14 protein-coding genes are annotated in these 15,441 nt (G+C 34.2%); 9 read left to right on the forward strand and 5 right to left on the reverse strand.

All coding sequences use genetic code 11. The annotated features are described in order from the left end of the window. The first annotated feature begins 13 nt into the window (after positions 1-13). The 5 genes from CQ046_RS10845 to CQ046_RS10865 all read left to right on the forward strand — a co-directional run bounded on the left by CQ046_RS10845 (position 14) and on the right by CQ046_RS10865 (position 8,260). Positions 14-2,839 (forward strand): TonB-dependent receptor, encoded by a 2,826-nt coding sequence (locus CQ046_RS10845; RefSeq protein ID WP_105702258.1) that lies wholly within the window; start codon positions 14-16, stop codon positions 2,837-2,839. A gap of 9 nt (positions 2,840-2,848) precedes the next feature. Further along, on the forward strand, positions 2,849-4,153 hold the full coding sequence (locus CQ046_RS10850; protein ID WP_105702259.1) for a DUF5690 family protein: 1,305 nt from the start codon (positions 2,849-2,851) through the stop codon (positions 4,151-4,153). An 11-nt stretch (positions 4,154-4,164) separates the two neighbouring features. Continuing rightward, entirely contained in the window at positions 4,165-5,319 is a 1,155-nt protein-coding gene (locus tag CQ046_RS10855; protein ID WP_105702260.1) for a TIGR03364 family FAD-dependent oxidoreductase, read from the forward strand. A gap of 6 nt (positions 5,320-5,325) precedes the next feature. Further along, positions 5,326-5,994, forward strand: coding sequence for an HAD-IA family hydrolase (locus CQ046_RS10860; protein WP_105702261.1), 669 nt, complete (start codon positions 5,326-5,328; stop codon positions 5,992-5,994). 412 nt (positions 5,995-6,406) lie between these two features. Continuing rightward, positions 6,407-8,260 carry a LamG-like jellyroll fold domain-containing protein gene (locus CQ046_RS10865; protein ID WP_105702262.1) on the forward strand — a complete coding sequence of 618 codons (1,854 nt, stop codon included), beginning with the start codon at positions 6,407-6,409 and terminating at the stop codon, positions 8,258-8,260. A gap of 74 nt (positions 8,261-8,334) precedes the next feature. Here CQ046_RS10865 and CQ046_RS10870 read toward each other — a convergent pair whose 3' ends face one another. The 5 genes from CQ046_RS10870 to CQ046_RS10890 all read right to left on the reverse strand — a co-directional run bounded on the left by CQ046_RS10870 (position 8,335) and on the right by CQ046_RS10890 (position 12,373). Continuing rightward, on the reverse strand, positions 8,335-8,820 hold the full coding sequence (locus CQ046_RS10870; RefSeq protein ID WP_105702263.1) for a GNAT family N-acetyltransferase: 486 nt from the start codon (positions 8,818-8,820) through the stop codon (positions 8,335-8,337). 14 nt (positions 8,821-8,834) lie between these two features. Continuing rightward, a complete protein-coding gene (locus tag CQ046_RS10875; RefSeq protein WP_105702264.1) occupies positions 8,835-10,250 on the reverse strand; it encodes a PLP-dependent aminotransferase family protein in 1,416 nt (471 codons plus the stop codon). Positions 10,251-10,291: 41 nt separating this feature from the next. Continuing rightward, on the reverse strand, positions 10,292-10,660 hold the full coding sequence (locus CQ046_RS10880; RefSeq protein ID WP_105702265.1) for a hypothetical protein: 369 nt from the start codon (positions 10,658-10,660) through the stop codon (positions 10,292-10,294). 211 nt (positions 10,661-10,871) lie between these two features. After that, entirely contained in the window at positions 10,872-11,576 is a 705-nt protein-coding gene (locus CQ046_RS10885) for a hypothetical protein (RefSeq protein ID WP_105702266.1), read from the reverse strand. Between the two features lie 299 nt (positions 11,577-11,875). Further along, on the reverse strand, positions 11,876-12,373 hold the full coding sequence (locus tag CQ046_RS10890; protein WP_105702267.1) for a hypothetical protein: 498 nt from the start codon (positions 12,371-12,373) through the stop codon (positions 11,876-11,878). A 235-nt stretch (positions 12,374-12,608) separates the two neighbouring features. Here CQ046_RS10890 and CQ046_RS10895 point away from each other — a divergent pair, with 235 nt between their 5' ends. The 4 genes from CQ046_RS10895 (at position 12,609) to CQ046_RS10910 (ending at position 15,104) form a co-directional block, all read left to right on the forward strand. Beyond that, a complete protein-coding gene (locus tag CQ046_RS10895) occupies positions 12,609-12,824 on the forward strand; it encodes a hypothetical protein (protein WP_047422716.1) in 216 nt (71 codons plus the stop codon). Positions 12,825-12,889: 65 nt separating this feature from the next. Continuing rightward, on the forward strand, positions 12,890-13,669 hold the full coding sequence (locus tag CQ046_RS10900; RefSeq protein WP_105702268.1) for a GLPGLI family protein: 780 nt from the start codon (positions 12,890-12,892) through the stop codon (positions 13,667-13,669). 87 nt (positions 13,670-13,756) lie between these two features. Further along, complete coding sequence (locus CQ046_RS10905; protein ID WP_105702329.1) at positions 13,757-14,347, forward strand: NINE protein; 591 nt, start codon at positions 13,757-13,759, stop codon at positions 14,345-14,347. Beyond that, positions 14,334-15,104, forward strand: a complete 771-nt coding sequence (locus tag CQ046_RS10910; protein WP_105702269.1) for a DUF2971 domain-containing protein — start codon at positions 14,334-14,336, stop codon at positions 15,102-15,104. Before CQ046_RS10905 ends, CQ046_RS10910 begins: the two co-directional genes overlap by 14 nt. The last annotated feature ends 337 nt before the right edge of the window (positions 15,105-15,441 follow it).

A 15,441-nucleotide genomic window follows, 5' to 3' on the forward strand; every position in this document is an offset into this window, starting at 1 on the left:
AATATATGTAAAAATGAAAACAAATTTAGAGAAATTACTTACCCTTGTTTTTGTCTGTTTCATTGTCTTTGTTTCAGCACAAAAGCAGTTAATTATAGGAACTGTTCTTGACGACAGCCAGCCTCTCCCCGGAGCCACAGTCAAAATAAAAGGCTTATCTAAGAATGTAACGACTGATATTGAAGGAAAATTCACCATCAATGATATCAAAGAAGGCCAATACACTTTACAAATAAACTATATAGGATATGAACCTTCAGAGATCAATGTTGATCTGAAAACAGAACAAACCGTTGATTTAGGAATCATCAAACTTTCACAGCCACGAAAAAACATTGATGAAGTCGTGGTTACCGGAACACTGAAAAATACGGAAGCAAGAGCTTTAAATCTTCAGAAAAATGCAATCAATATTACCAATGTAATCGCCTCGGATGGGATTGGGAAACTACCGGATAGAAATGCCGCAGAAACGGTACAGCGAGTACAGGGAGTTTCTATTGAAAGAGACCAGGGAGAAGGAAGATTTGTTTCTCTGAGAGGACTTCCTCCGTTCTGGGCATCCACAACCATCAACGGAAACAGACTTCCCACTGCCGAGGAAGAAACAACTTCCAGAGCTACTGCATTCGACTTCTTTCCTACGGAACTGATCTCCTATGTACATGTAAACAAGTCTTTTACCCCAGATATGGAAGCAGATGGAATAGGTGGTGGTGTCAATTTTATCACCAAAACGCCACCGATGAAAACAGAGTTCAAAGCCACTGTAGGAAGCGGTTATAATGCAAAGTCTGATAAGGGAGTTTACAACCTTGGATTCTTGTATGGAGGAAGAACGAAGGATAAAAAATTTGGATATTTATTCAATTTTGCCCACTTCATAAGAAACTGGTCTACAGATAATTTCGAGGCGAGAAGAAGTGGTGATGAAGGGGTTTTCAGGTTGGAACTGCGTGATTATAACGGGGTAAGAAAAACAACGGGAATCAATACCGCTATTGAATATGTATTGTCTCCAAAAACAACCTTCTATTTAAAAGGAATGTATGGTACATTATCAGATGACGAGACCCATTATAAACACAGAATACGTTTTGATAAATTCAGCAGTGCCAACAATACAGCAAGAGTAGAGCTTCAGAATATCCACAACTTACTGATTACGGAACTTACTTCTGTTTCCCTGGGAGCTGTTCATCAATTAAACAAAGGAAAAATCGACTGGGATTTATCGTATTATGACAACAAATTCAAGTATGGAAATATTCCTGATAAACAGAACAATTCTTATTATGTCATCAAGTACACTCAATCTGGCGTAGGCATCAATCCTGATTATATTTCAAATCATGGAAATGGTCCTAGAGCCTACTGGAAAGCTGATGGCGGGAAGTTAGATTATAAAAATCCAGATGCTTTATTCGGTTTTTACAGTGATCCGAATTTTAAAATGGATGCTTCTCAGATGAGGTTTACAGATCTTGAATTCTATAAGGTATTTGTAGAGGAAAAGGATAAGATTGTAGCAGCATTCAACCACGAAATTAATGCTTCTGATAAACTGACTTTAAAGTATGGTTTTAAATACAGAGATAAGGAACGTAATGCAAGATTCTCTGATATTTTCTACAACTGGAGCAGCGGAACAGCGCCTATTCTGTCTGATTTTTCTCAATATATCACGACACAGCCCAACGGTCCGAAATATTTAAGTGAAATGAATGCCCACATCGGCAACACATTTGGTTCTGTACTTTCTACCAAAGGAATGAACCAGTTTTGGTATGACAACCAGGGAAATTTAAAAATAAATACTACTGATTCTGAGGCCCTTGAATATAATAAAGCATTAGGAAGAAACTTTGATGTATTTGAAAAACATGCAGATGCTTATGGAATGGCAACGTATAAACTGAATGATAAGATGACCATTTTAGGAGGAATCAGATTATCGAATACCAATACAAAAGTGAAGGGGTACAGTGTGAACGATGATGTGCTGACGCCTGTAGAAAACACAAAAAACTATCTGGCTGTCCTTCCGATGATCCATTTAAAATATACTTTGAATGATAAAACCAATCTTCGTTTTGCTGCTACAAGAACGTTCTCAAGACCAAATTTTGGAGATTTAACTCCAGGAGGAACCTATATTGAAGCAGACAACGAGTTCAAAGGAGGAAACCCTAATCTTAATCCTACGTATTCTTTGAATTTTGATCTGATGGGAGAATATTATTTTTCCAATGTAGGGATTCTTAGTGGCGGAGTTTTCTATAAATCCATTACAGATCCTATTTTCCAGGACTCATTTATCGGAAACTATAATGGAATTACAGGTGTGCAGTTTACAGCTCCTAATAATGGAAAAGCAGCATGGCTTGGAGGAATTGAGTTGGGAATTAACAAAAGATTTGACTTCCTTCCAGGGTTTCTTCAATATTTCGGAGTACAGTTGAACGCCACATTCATGACTTCCGAAATGGAAAAGCCAAGCGGAAGAACGGTAGCTCTGCCCTACCAGGCAAAGGAACTGTATAACGCACAACTTTTCTTTGAGAAAAAAGGATTCAATGCCAGATTGGCTTACAACTACAAAGGAAAATATGCCGTAGAATATGCCGAAGAGGATATCAATGATTCTTATTATGGCAAATACAGCAATCTGGACTTCGGAGGTTCTTATCAATTTACAAAATATCTGACTTTGTATGCGGATGTAAACAATATTCTGAACAAACCTCTGATCTATCATTTCGGTAAAAATGAAGACCGTCCGGAGCAGGTGGAATACTATGGAGTACGATTTAATCTTGGAGTAAAACTGAACTTCTAACCCATTATTATGGCCAGAACCATCAACAAAAAAACACTGGTAACACTAAAAGCTGCTTTCGCTGCTTTTGGTGTTTACTTCTGCATGTACGGCTTCAGAAAACCTTTTACTGTTGCTTCTTTCGAGGGACTCTCCTATTTCGGAGTAGATTATAAGATTCTGATTATTATTGCACACGCAGTAGGCTATTTTATTTCAAAATTTATCGGGATCAAATTTATTTCTGAACTGAAACCACAAAAAAGACTTACTTATCTGTTTGTTTTTATTGCTATTGCAGAGCTTGCCCTGTTAGGATTTGCAGCTGTTCCCGCTCCTTACAATATTCTATTTATGTTTATCAATGGGATTCCGTTGGGAATGATCTGGGGAATTGTTTTCTCCTATATTGAAGGACGCAAAACGACAGAAATCATCGGCCTTTTTCTATGTTCAAGCTTTGTCGTTTCTTCAGGGTTTACAAAGTCGGTAGGAAAATTTTTAATGGATACGTTCTCGATTTCCGAGTCCTGGATGCCGTTTTCAGCCGGACTTCTTTTTGTGATTCCTTTACTTCTTTTCGGGCTGCTTCTTGAAAGAATTCCCAAACCTTCGGAAGAAGATATTTTACTTAAAAACAAGAGACAGCCGTTGAATGGTGTAGAAAGAAAAGCTTTGATTCAACAGTTTTTTGTACCCATCGTTTGTATCATCTTTTTATATATCAGCTTAACAGTTTTAAGGGATTTCAGAGATAATTTTAACCGTGAAATCTGGGACGGATTGCATTTTACTTTTGACAGTTCTATTTTCACCCTAACTGAAATTCCTATTGCTGTAATGGTTCTCGTGATTTTAAGCTTTATGGTAAAAGTAAAAAACAACAAAAAGGCATTTTCGTATTATCATTACATTCTTTTTGCGGGAATTCTTACGGTAGGACTTTCTACGTATCTGTTTCAGCAGGGTTCTCTCTCTCCTTTTTTATGGATGACCATTTCAGGCTTTGGAATGTACATCTGCTATATTCCTTTCAACGGAATTTATTTTGACCGGATGATTGCCGCTTTTGAAATCAAAGGAAATGTAGGCTTTCTGATCTACATTGTGGATTCCTTTGGTTATCTGGGAAGTGTTCTGATCCTATTGTATAAAAACTTTGGCTCAGCTCAAACCTCGTGGTTAAACTTTTATATCCACTTAAATTATATCATCACCATAACGGTTTTAATTCTTTCGGTGATTGCTTTTCTGGCTTTCAGAAAGAAATCAAAGCCGAAATCAAACTCAAATTCAAATCAATTCATCAATTTCGATACGTCGAAAATTTTATAAATTATAGTACAATGACAACAAAATTTGATTTACTCGTTGTAGGAGGTGGAATCTTAGGAACATTCCATGCTTATCATGCGCTGAAGAAAAATCTTAAGGTGGCTTTACTGGAAAGAAATTCTGTTCCTCAGGGTGCCACGGTAAGGAATTTCGGACAGGTAGTGCCTTCCGGAATGGATCTTAAATGGCAGAATTTCGGAAGAGAAAGCCTTGCCATATACAATGAACTTCATGATCAGGCAGACCTTACCATCAGACAAAATGGTTCCATCTATATTGCTTCTAATGATGAAGAACTTCAATTGATTGAAGAGCTATATGAAATCAACAGAAATAATGATTATGAATCTGTGTTATTATCAAAAAATGACTGCATCAAGAAATTTGACGGTCTTCGTTCCGAGTATTGCAAAGGTGGTTTGTTTTTCCCACAAGAGCTTTCGGTAGATTCTGCAGAGATGATTATAAAGCTTCACAAGCTGCTTCAAGAAAAAATGGGATTGCAGATTTTTTACAATACAATGATTCTTGAAACCCATGAAAATGATCAGAAATGTACAGCTGTAGCTGCGGACGGAACGGAATTCAATGCTTCCAAAATCATTATCTGTGGCGGGCACGAATTCAAAACTTTATATCCTAAAGTATTCAATGACAGTGATCTGGAAGTGAGCAAGCTTCAGATGCTTCAGACCAAGCCGCAAGGAATCTATTCACTTCAGGGAAATATTCTTACAGGACTTTCTGTGAGAAGATATGAATCCTTTAGTGAGTGTCCTTCTTTTCAGAAAATCAAAGCTTTAGAAGATCCTAACTCGTTTGAGAAGAAATATGGAGTTCATATTTTATTCAAACAGGCTCTTGACGGTTCTATAATCATAGGAGATTCCCATGAATACGCGGATGCCAAAAATGCCGATGATTTGGGGTATGATCTTAATATGGAGATTGATGAATTCATGATTCATGAGGCTAAAAAAATTATTGATCTTCCTACGTATGAAATTCAGAGAAGGTGGTTTGGGATCTATTCCCAGTGCAAAACAAAAGATATTTTTGAGCATAGCCCATCTGCCAATATTCATATTGTAACGGGTATCGGAGGAAAAGGAATGACGGGAAGCGGTGGCTTTTCCAAATTTAATATTGAAAAAATTTACGCATAAATTGAAATGAAAAATATAGAATTACTAGTTCTGGATATGGCCGGAACAACAATTGATGAGGATAATGTAGTCTACAAAACACTTACTAATGCCGTGAATGATTATGGCTACAAAGTAAGCCTGGAAAAAGTATTATCCAGCTGTGCCGGAATGGAAAAACTGGAAGCCATCACAAGTCTTTTAAAAGAAATTAATGGAAATGAAGAGGACGCTCCTGCTATTTTTGAGAATTTTTCGGACCAACTAAAGGAATCCTATAAAAACCTTGACGTAAAACCCATCAACGGAACTGAAAATTTCCTGCTCAGCATGAAGTCTCAAAATAAAAAAATTGTTTTAAATACAGGGTATACATCGGAAATCGCTCAACAGCTTTTAGATAAACTCAACTGGAAAGAAAATATTCATTTTGATGCTTTGATTACCGCAGACGATGTTTCGGAAAGCCGTCCAAGCCCTGAAATGATCCATCTTGCGATGAAGAAATTCAATATTACGGAAGCCAACAAGGTTTTAAAAGCAGGCGATTCTGTGATTGATATTGAAGAGGGCAAAAATGCAGGCTGCGGACTGACAGTAGCGGTTCTTTCCGGAGCTCAGACCCAATCAGAGCTTGAAAAAGCGTCCCCAGATTATATTCTGAATACGATTTCTGAAGCTGAAAGTATCCTTTAAACACTTCTTTTTCATCATATTTTTTTAATACTTCTTGACACAAATGTTTTCATGGTAATCCATTGGAAATGTTTGTGTTTTTACCACCCCGTCAAATTTTCAATTTGACAGAGGTTTTCACAAAAGTCAAATGATTTGGCTTTTGTCATTCTGACGAAGGAAAAATCTTCTTGATCTTCAAATACATGAGATTCTTCACTACATTTCATTTCGTTCAGAATGACACTTGTGAAACAGCCTCGATGTAATGCATCCATTTGAAGACTTTAAAAAGCTTTTTGAGTGAACTTTTTAATTATCAATTAATTAACTTTCAGTTCACGAATGTTTACAAATAGTAAACTAATTTTACAATAATTAAAAATAAATTACTATTTGTAATTTTTTTACTTTCAAAAAACTCTTTTTCCCTATGAAAACAAAACTATTCTCAATGGCTGTTGTCATGAGCTGTTTCCTTGGAGCTCAGACTAAAAAAGTTCTTTTTATCGGTATCGACGGATGTCGTGCAGATGTAATGATGTCTACCCCTACTCCTAACATCCAAAACCTTATCAATCAGTCGATTTACTCTATGGACGGACTTTGTGCCGCCACCACCTGGAGCGGAAACGGATGGAGCACCATGCTTACCGGTGTATGGCATACCAAGCATAATGTTCAGGACAATAACTTTACCAGTCCGAACTATGTTAATTATCCTGACTTTTTAACAAGAGCCGAAACTTACAATCCAAACCTGAGAACAATTTCGCTTGCACACTGGGCGCCTATCAATGATAAAATTGTGAACAATGCAGATGTAAAAACGAATCTCGCGACGGATCTTGCTGTAAAAAATGCAGCTGTAAATGCTTTACAGAACGACAATCCTGATATTCTTTTTGTAGATTTTGATGATGTAGACCATGCAGGACATTCTTATGGCTTTGCCTCAACGGTTCCTCAGTATGTTTCTTCTATTCAGACTACGGATTCTTATATTGGAGAAATTGTAACAGCCATGAAAAACAGACCTTCTTATAACAATGAAGACTGGTTAGTAGTTCTGACGACCGATCACGGAGCAATCGAAAGCTCTCATGGAGGAGGAAATCTTACGGAGAGAAATATTTTCACGGTCTATTCTAATCCCGGATTTACCCCTCAGCAAATCAGCAAAACGGTTTTGGAATCCAATAAAACATTTAATCAATTGAATTTTCCGGCAGGAACTTATGCAAAGCCGGCTAACCAGGCTCCTTTTAACTTTGGAGCCAATCAGGATTTTACCATTGAATTTTGGGTAAAACCTAACGCATCCTATTCCAGTGATCCGGTGATGATCAGTAATAAAAATTGGGCCAACGGAAAAAATAAAGGATTTGTTTTCTCAGGATATTCCGGGCAGACTTTTAAGATGAATATTGGCGATGGAACGAACAGAATTGACCTTGTTGGCGGAAAAGTGGAAACCAATAAGTGGAAACATATTGCAGCAAGCTTCGACAGAGATGGCCTTGTAACATTGTATGAAGATGGCGTTCCGGTAACTTTTGCTAAAATGAATACCATCGGAAATATTGACTCCGGACTTCCTTTGACCTTAAATCAGGATGGAACGAATACTTACGGCATCAATCTGGCGGCTTCTTATAAAGATGTAAGAATCTGGAAATCGGCTCTTCCAAATGATGTCATCGTGAATTGGGCTAATCAGGATATTACATCTTCCCATCCCTATTATTCTCAATTACTGGCTAATTGGAGATGTAACGAAATTTCAGGAAATATTTTGACAGATTCCAGTCCGAATGCTAATAATATGACAGTAACAGGTTCTCCGACTTATAATGCTGGTACAGTGAATAATTTTAAAGTGTATGATTATACTTCTACAACAAGAGAAACTGATCACTTCCCAACGGTATTGAACTGGCTTTGTATTCCTGTGCAATCTTCATGGGGAATTGATGGTGTCAACAGAATTCCGGAATGTTCAAAGGGAGCATTAGGCACAAAAGAAACGAAAGTAATTTCTGATGATTTTAAAATATATCCAAATCCTGTTTCAACATTCATTGGAATTCAGTACAAGTCTGAGGATAAGGAAATTAAAATAGAAATCATCGACAGTAAAGGAGCTCTTGTTTCAACGTCACATTTACAGTCTTCAAGAGGATATTACGATGAAAAAATCAATATCGGAAATCTTCCGGCAGGCGTATATTACATTAAAATCAACGGAAGTAAAAAGTCACTGACCAAGACTTTTATCAAGAAATAAAACAGTAAAGCAATTAGATTTAATTTTAATATTAGAACAAGGATATTCTTATCCGAGTTCTAATATTTTTTTGCTTATTTGTTAAATATCAACTCCATTCGAACATCCGCGCGGTCATACTCTGCCTGGCCGATAGGAGTATGAATAAAGCCCAGCTTTTCATAAAGTTTAATAGCAGGAACCAGTATTGAATTGGTCACTAAAAAGACTTTTCCTGCATTGAGTTCTTTAGCTTTTTCAACCAATGCATTTCCCAGCAGATAGCCCAATTTTTTACCTTGCGCTTTAGGGCTTACCGCCATCTTTGATAGCTCAAAAGTAAGAGGATTATCCTCCGTTTTTACTAATGCACAGGTTCCTACGACTTCTCCATCCAATAAAGCAAAGACAATATGTCCATCTTTATTTAAAATATGTTCTTCAGGATTATCCAGCAGCTTATAATCCCCTGCTTCCATCACAAAAAATGCTTTGATCCATTCTTCATTCAAAGCTTTGAAAGCTTCTTTATACTGAGATTCGTAGGCTACAATTTTTACTTCATTCTTAGTATCATTCATCACTATAAGGTTTATTAAATTCTATTTTTTATCATTTTTCCCAACTTTTCCAGGTCACTTTCCACTCTGTCTGTCCATTCTAATGCATAATTCAGACGCATACAGTTCTGATACCGATTATATTGTGAAAACATTCTTCCGGGGGCAAAGTTTACTTTCTGGCTTACGGCAGCATCATAAAGATCTTCTGTACAGACTCTCTTATCCAGCTCCAGCCAGAGCATAAAACCTCCTTTGGGTTCCGAAATTTTGGTATTATCCGGAAAATATTCAATCACCGATTTTTGGATCTGAAGGTAGTTGGCGTACAATTTTTTTCTGAACATTCTCAAATGATGATCATAGCGCCCGTGAGCAAGGAAATCTGTAATCACATCTGAAAACAAAGAAGGACCACTTACCGTCTGAACCAATTTTTGGCGGATGATTTTTTCTTTAAATTTCCCCGGAGCCACCCATCCTACTCTAAAACCCGGAGCCAATGTTTTGGAAACAGAACCTACCCACATCACAATTCCTGCTTCATCATAAAACTTACATGGTTTTGGTCTTCCTGCTCCGAAATAGATATTTCCATACACATCATCTTCAACCAAAGGAACGTTATACTCAGTAAGCATTTTCACCAGCTCTTTTTTGTTTTCGTCTGGCATCTGAAACCCAAGGGGGTTGTTATAGTTCACCACAAAACAACATGCAGAAAGCTTTGGGAGAACCTTTTTTAAAGCATCCAGATCCACTCCCGTAATGGGATGGGTAGGAATTTCTACCGCCTTTAATCCCAATAACTGAATCGCCTGAAGAATTCCAAAATACACAGGACTTTCCACCGCCACGGAATCTCCCGGTTGTGTCACAGCCATTAAGCAATTGTAAACGGCATTCATCGCTCCGGAAGTAATAACCAGATCATCTTCTGTAATCCTTCCTTCCATAACCATCGACCATTTGGCAATTTCCCGGCGAAGTTCCTCACTTCCCTGTACAGGCTCATAATTGGTTCCACTGTCATTTTTTCTCTTGATCACATCAATCATACATTTCTTCATCTTGGCCACCGGAAGAAGGCTTTTCCCCGGAATTCCCAATCCAAACTGTGTAATATCTGTTCCACTAATCACTCCAAATACTTTATCAATAAGGTCTTGCGGTGTATTCTTTTTTTCTGAAACCTTCATCTGAGCTACGGAAGGCAGCGCTAGTTTTCGCTTTGAAGTCTGGCTTACATAGTATCCATATTTAGGGCGTGATTCTACCAGAGAACGGCTTTCCAGTTCCATATAAGCCTGTTTTATGGTATTCAGACTCACATTATATAACTTTTGGGCGCTTCTCAATGAAGGCAGCCTTTCTCCAAACTGCAGGGTTTCACTTTTAATCTGCTCTGTGACAGAATTGGCTATTTTAAGGTACAGAACATCTTTAGACATAGAATCAGTGTTTTACGTAAATGTACAATTTTATCCTCTCTTTATTCAGGATTCAGCCAGCTGATCATACTGCTGATACTGCTTTTTAATTGTTCTTGATCTTTGAAATTGGGTGTATTATTATTTTTAAAATATCTTTCAGCACGGGAAAAGAAATTTCTCTTTTCGGCTTCTGTCATTTTGTTTTTATCATAAATTTTAAAAGAGATTTCATCATTTTCATTCACGATAAGACTTGCAAAAGCTATAGTTTCCCTTCCATTTTTAGCCAAAAGAAAAGGTAGACCAAAGTTTTGGTCTGCTTTCTTCAGATTCTGTGTTTCCAGAAATATGTTCTTCAGCACCAACATGTCTGATACATAAGCCTCAGCATATTGAAACTGTTTCTGATGTTGAGTTATTGTTTCCATATTTTCTTCTTTAGCTAAACAAAATTATGGACTATTTAATTTTGGATACAGATACAGAACTCTAGAATATTATGGGTACAGAATTTTTTATCTAATTAATTTTATCTCTCTCGGATTAAACAGCTTTCGCAGATTATTTGGTACATAAAAATCCCTATGTAATCAAATACACAGGGATTTTTACTAGCTAAAAGGCTTTATAATTTCGATTTTATTTAAAATCTTTATCCTCAATGTTTTTATTATAATACAAATCTACAAGGGTTGCTTCCTGACTTTCATTTTCAGAAAGAAAAGTTGATTTAGTAGCATACCAAAGATCTCCGAACTTCTTGTAATCACTTTGTAACACCGTCGAAAAAGTATTCTTTTCTCCATTTTCCACCGTTTCTTCTTTACTTAAAAAGAATGATTTTACATCATAATACAGATAAGTCACTTTGCCAGTTACATAGGTCGCCTTTATTTTATAATAAATCTTATCTGGATTTTCTTCAATAAGTTCAATTTTGTATAATTTCGGATCTATATAGGCAAGTTCATTAATAATGTACTTTCTGTCAGCTTTATCTTTAAACTCAGCAGGATCAGCCAATTTTCTCTCTCCATTGACCAACTCATAACCAGTTTTCCCATCAAACCATGATCTGTATACAATCCTTCCCTGATATTCAATTTCAAAACTGCCTTTATTAGGAACCATTTCTTTGGTAATCCAATGCACATTCCGGCCGTCCATTACCGTTTCTGATTTGGAATAAAGTGTTTTTATACTGCTTAAAAGCTGTTTCCCTCCTTCTGCCTGAATGGCTTTTTCTATAATTTCTTTGGCTTTGCTTTCGCTGGATGTCTGTGAGAATAATGGGTTGGACGCAGCTATCATGCTAACGACTACAATGGTATTGAATAATTTCATGGTTTTATTTTTTCTGGAACAAATGTAGCAAAAGACATTTCAATTTTTAAATAATTTAAAATTATTTGTAATCAAATATAATCGGCAAAACTAACCGTAAATAATCGCAGAACTAAATGTAAAGGAAAAAAACACGTATTATGCATCAATACTTAATATTTACTGTTTTTTAAACGTGTTTTAATTAAGCTTTAAAACAAATTTAAAAGCCCCAATATTTATAAAATGATCTTTTATTGTTTTCAAAATTAATATGTCTATAGTTTATACTTTCAGTCCGTATTAAATTTAATTAGTTCTTATTTTTGATTATGTCGCCAATGAATAAATTTTTGTGTTGATTGTGGATCGCTTTTAAACCAAAGATCCATATCTTTTAAAAGTTCGGCATTTTCTTTAGACATGATCACATTATTTTTTAAAAGCTGTTCTTTATATTCTTTTTGGGTAAGGGCTTTGGTTTCAGAAGCTTTGGAATAGACAAAAAATAAAACTCCGAAACTAATAATTAACATTGCAAAAGAAGATAACCAAATATAAAGGCTTAGTTTCGGCACTTTTAAACGCGAATTAAGACGTTCTATGTTTTCTTCTGTTCTTTCCTTGTAAAAAGAATTTAGATAGCTTAAATCAGGCTCTATTTGCATGGTTTTGAGTTCTACAATTTTATATTCAAGTTGTGTTATAACTTGTTCAATCTCATTGGCTATTCTTTCTTCTTTAAGAACATTTGAATTGATTTTTTCTGCATTAGAGGACATAATTTCCATTATTTCCTGATTAGTATATTCCGCCATTTAAATTTATTTATATTCCAAATTTATAATTTATTCTCTTACATAGTTGCAGTAAAAATTATATTTTACACTTGTTACGGAAAACCGTATTTTTTTTAATGCAATTTTTTTTATCTATGCAAAAGCAAGTATCAGAGCTATTTAACATAAAAAAAATAATTCTCACTTGATTTGATTTATTTTATATTTTTGAGATACATTTTTAAATTAATAACTAATCATTAAAAAAACGATTATGAAAAAAACAGTTTTATTAGGCGCTTTATTAATCGCTGGTGTAGTAAGTGCATTTCCTTTTAGAACCTCATGCGGAAAAGTACTTCAAGTTAGTCAAACTATCGCTGATCACATGTCACAAAATCAATTAGCTGGCTATCTTACAGACTTAAACGGTGAAACATGCCCTCAACATGCAGGCTCAACTGTAGTAACAGTGATTTATAGCCACTAATAATTAAAAAAATTACTAATAAGACCGTCATAAGTGTGGCGGTCTTTTTTTAATAATGAGCAAAAATGAAAAAGATTATACTATTACTAAATTTGTTAATCGTAACCTTATTTTATTGTCAGAAAAAATTTGATGTAGTTTTTGAAGCCGATTATAAATTAAACTACAAACTTAATAAAGCTAGTAATTATAAAAAAACTACAACATTCGCCCTTTTGATAAATCAGGATGCTTCTTTTTTTAAAAACATGAATAAGTATATAGCAGATTCTTTAGAAGTGGAAAAAGTAGACGTACCTTTAAATGAATCAATGAAGTATGTTACGGATTTTCGAGAAACAATTGGTACTACATCTGCAAAATTATATATTACAACAGAGATAAATTATATTGATTATTCATATGAAGAACCTAATAATATAAACTGGAAAGTAAAAAATGAATTTAAAACTATATTAGGTTTTAAATGTCAAAAAGCTGAAACAACGAAATATGGACGAACCTGGACGGCTTGGTTTACAACTGATATACCATTTCAATATGGACCATATAAATTTAATGGTCTTCCGGGCTTAATTACTGAATTATATGACAGTAAAGACGATTATCATTACACCATATATTCCTTTAGAAAAAGAAAATATACTTGTAAATCGGCTAATATTGCTACTAATGCAAAGAAAACAACAAAAGAAAAAATTTGGGAGCTTCTAAAAAATAAGATTGCTGGCAGAATGCAGGTTCATGAAGAGTTTATAGAGAATAAAGATGATTTAGAAATGATCAGGCGGAATGCAATAGAAGCCGAAAAAAATTTAAATCCAATCGAATTAAGTATATACTAAAAACATCTTTAAAAGATGTTTTTTTTTATTTAAAGAGTATTGTTAAATTTTATTTTAAATACTAATTTTAAAGCTAATTCTAAAACATTGAAAAATAAACTATCAACAGCCTTACTGGCTCTATTTTTTGGTTGCATTGGTGCGCATAGATTTTATTTAAATCAAGATAGAAAGGGATATAAATATCTATACCTGTCTATATCAATTATCGGATTATATTTAATAAGATATTTTTTTGATATCGATACCAAATTTACATTAATTCTGAACTATAGTTTACTTGCAATATTGTTTAGCATTATAGTATTCGACTTTTTTTATTTTCTTATAATCACTGATGATAAATTCGATGATAAGTATAATGGATATAATGGAAATACCTATTTTAAAGAAATTCAAAATGAAATTGATACATATTACCGATACATTAAAAATATTGATTTGATTGCAATTAAAAATGGTGATTTTAAAGAAGGTTCTTACAATGGTTTAATAAAAGAACTGATGGATATCTACGATAAGATGATCAATGTACCTCCTGCACAAATTTATCTTTACCGAAATGATTTTCACAAATTACAAGATGAAATTAATAAGATCAATATTTCTTTAGGTGATCCTAAAATCAACTACTTTAATTTTTTTAATACTTATTTACCGGACGATGATTCTTTTTAAATATAAATCAATCGAGTTTGCTCCTGAAGATAAAACCTATTCAACATCATTTTTAAGAGATTGTAGATGTTTATTAAATAATCAGCTATGGTTTTCATCTTTGAAATATTTGAATGATCCTTTTGAAGGTGTATTTCAAATAGACAATTACGCAAGTTCAGCAATAAAATTGTTTAAGAAAAATATTAACATCAAAAAGGTAGAGAAACTTAAAATTGATGTTATAAAAATGATGCAGGATACATGTGGTATTTTATCACTAACCACCGACAACCAAAATTTATTAATGTGGTCTCATTACACAAATAATCAAAAAGGTTATTGCCTTGAATTTGATTTAGAACCTGGAAACTTTATAGGCTACAACAATAAAAAAATAAACTCCAAAAACGTAAACTTTAAAAAAGTTAGTTATTCAAATACTTATCCTAAAACTTCTATTTTAAATAGTGATCATAAAATGATTTTTGGATTTAAAAGTAAGTGTTGGAATTACGAAAAAGAATACCGTTTTATAAGTAATAATTCCGGACTGTACACTCATAATGATGGATGTCTAAAAACAATATATTTAGGATCTGAATGTGATTTTATAGATGAAATTTTACTTTGCTCTATAGCTTTTGTTAAGGGAGCAAAGGTTTATAAGGCAAAACTTTTTTCAGATAAGTTTGAACTCTACTTTCTTCCTTATGATCTTGAATCTTTAAATAGAAAAATCAATTGTCAAAAATTCGTTGAAAGTCTTTTTAATTAAACAGTTCAAAAATTTGTGTTTCACCATTACCCAATAATTAAAATAATTTATTTTAAGCTGTCAAAATTTTGTTGTTAAATTATCTCAACTGTTATCGTTTTTAATATTTTTGTCATTCTACATTAGGATAAATTCTATTTAATTCTCTATCTATTGGGGTGTTCAAAATTGTATTTAATGTAGTTCGACTTATTGGATATACTGGGTAAATGTATTTCCTTAAAATAACGGTATCGGGGATATCTTCGGTCTTATATTTCAAATATAGATCCCTTATGTTTTTATAGCGTATTAAAGTGTTTTTTTGAATATTGGAAGCCATTTTATAAAATACTTT

Origin of the sequence: Chryseobacterium sp. MYb7, assembly GCF_002979455.1 — a bacterium.
Lineage (GTDB): Bacteria > Bacteroidota > Bacteroidia > Flavobacteriales > Weeksellaceae > Chryseobacterium.

What these genes read in the sequence shown, in the direction of transcription:
- CQ046_RS10845 (WP_105702258.1), top strand. Translation starts at nt 14, where the DNA reads ATGAAAACAAATTTAGAGAAATTACTTACCCTTGTTTTTGTCTGTTTC.
- CQ046_RS10850 (WP_105702259.1), top strand. Translation starts at nt 2,849, where the DNA reads ATGGCCAGAACCATCAACAAAAAAACACTGGTAACACTAAAAGCTGCT.
- CQ046_RS10855 (WP_105702260.1), top strand. Translation starts at nt 4,165, where the DNA reads ATGACAACAAAATTTGATTTACTCGTTGTAGGAGGTGGAATCTTAGGA.
- CQ046_RS10860 (WP_105702261.1), top strand. Translation starts at nt 5,326, where the DNA reads ATGAAAAATATAGAATTACTAGTTCTGGATATGGCCGGAACAACAATT.
- CQ046_RS10865 (WP_105702262.1), top strand. Translation starts at nt 6,407, where the DNA reads ATGAAAACAAAACTATTCTCAATGGCTGTTGTCATGAGCTGTTTCCTT.
- CQ046_RS10870 (WP_105702263.1), bottom strand. Translation starts at nt 8,820, where the DNA reads ATGAATGATACTAAGAATGAAGTAAAAATTGTAGCCTACGAATCTCAG.
- CQ046_RS10875 (WP_105702264.1), bottom strand. Translation starts at nt 10,250, where the DNA reads ATGTCTAAAGATGTTCTGTACCTTAAAATAGCCAATTCTGTCACAGAG.
- CQ046_RS10880 (WP_105702265.1), bottom strand. Translation starts at nt 10,660, where the DNA reads ATGGAAACAATAACTCAACATCAGAAACAGTTTCAATATGCTGAGGCT.
- CQ046_RS10885 (WP_105702266.1), bottom strand. Translation starts at nt 11,576, where the DNA reads ATGAAATTATTCAATACCATTGTAGTCGTTAGCATGATAGCTGCGTCC.
- CQ046_RS10890 (WP_105702267.1), bottom strand. Translation starts at nt 12,373, where the DNA reads ATGGCGGAATATACTAATCAGGAAATAATGGAAATTATGTCCTCTAAT.
- CQ046_RS10895 (WP_047422716.1), top strand. Translation starts at nt 12,609, where the DNA reads ATGAAAAAAACAGTTTTATTAGGCGCTTTATTAATCGCTGGTGTAGTA.
- CQ046_RS10900 (WP_105702268.1), top strand. Translation starts at nt 12,890, where the DNA reads ATGAAAAAGATTATACTATTACTAAATTTGTTAATCGTAACCTTATTT.
- CQ046_RS10910 (WP_105702269.1), top strand. Translation starts at nt 14,334, where the DNA reads ATGATTCTTTTTAAATATAAATCAATCGAGTTTGCTCCTGAAGATAAA.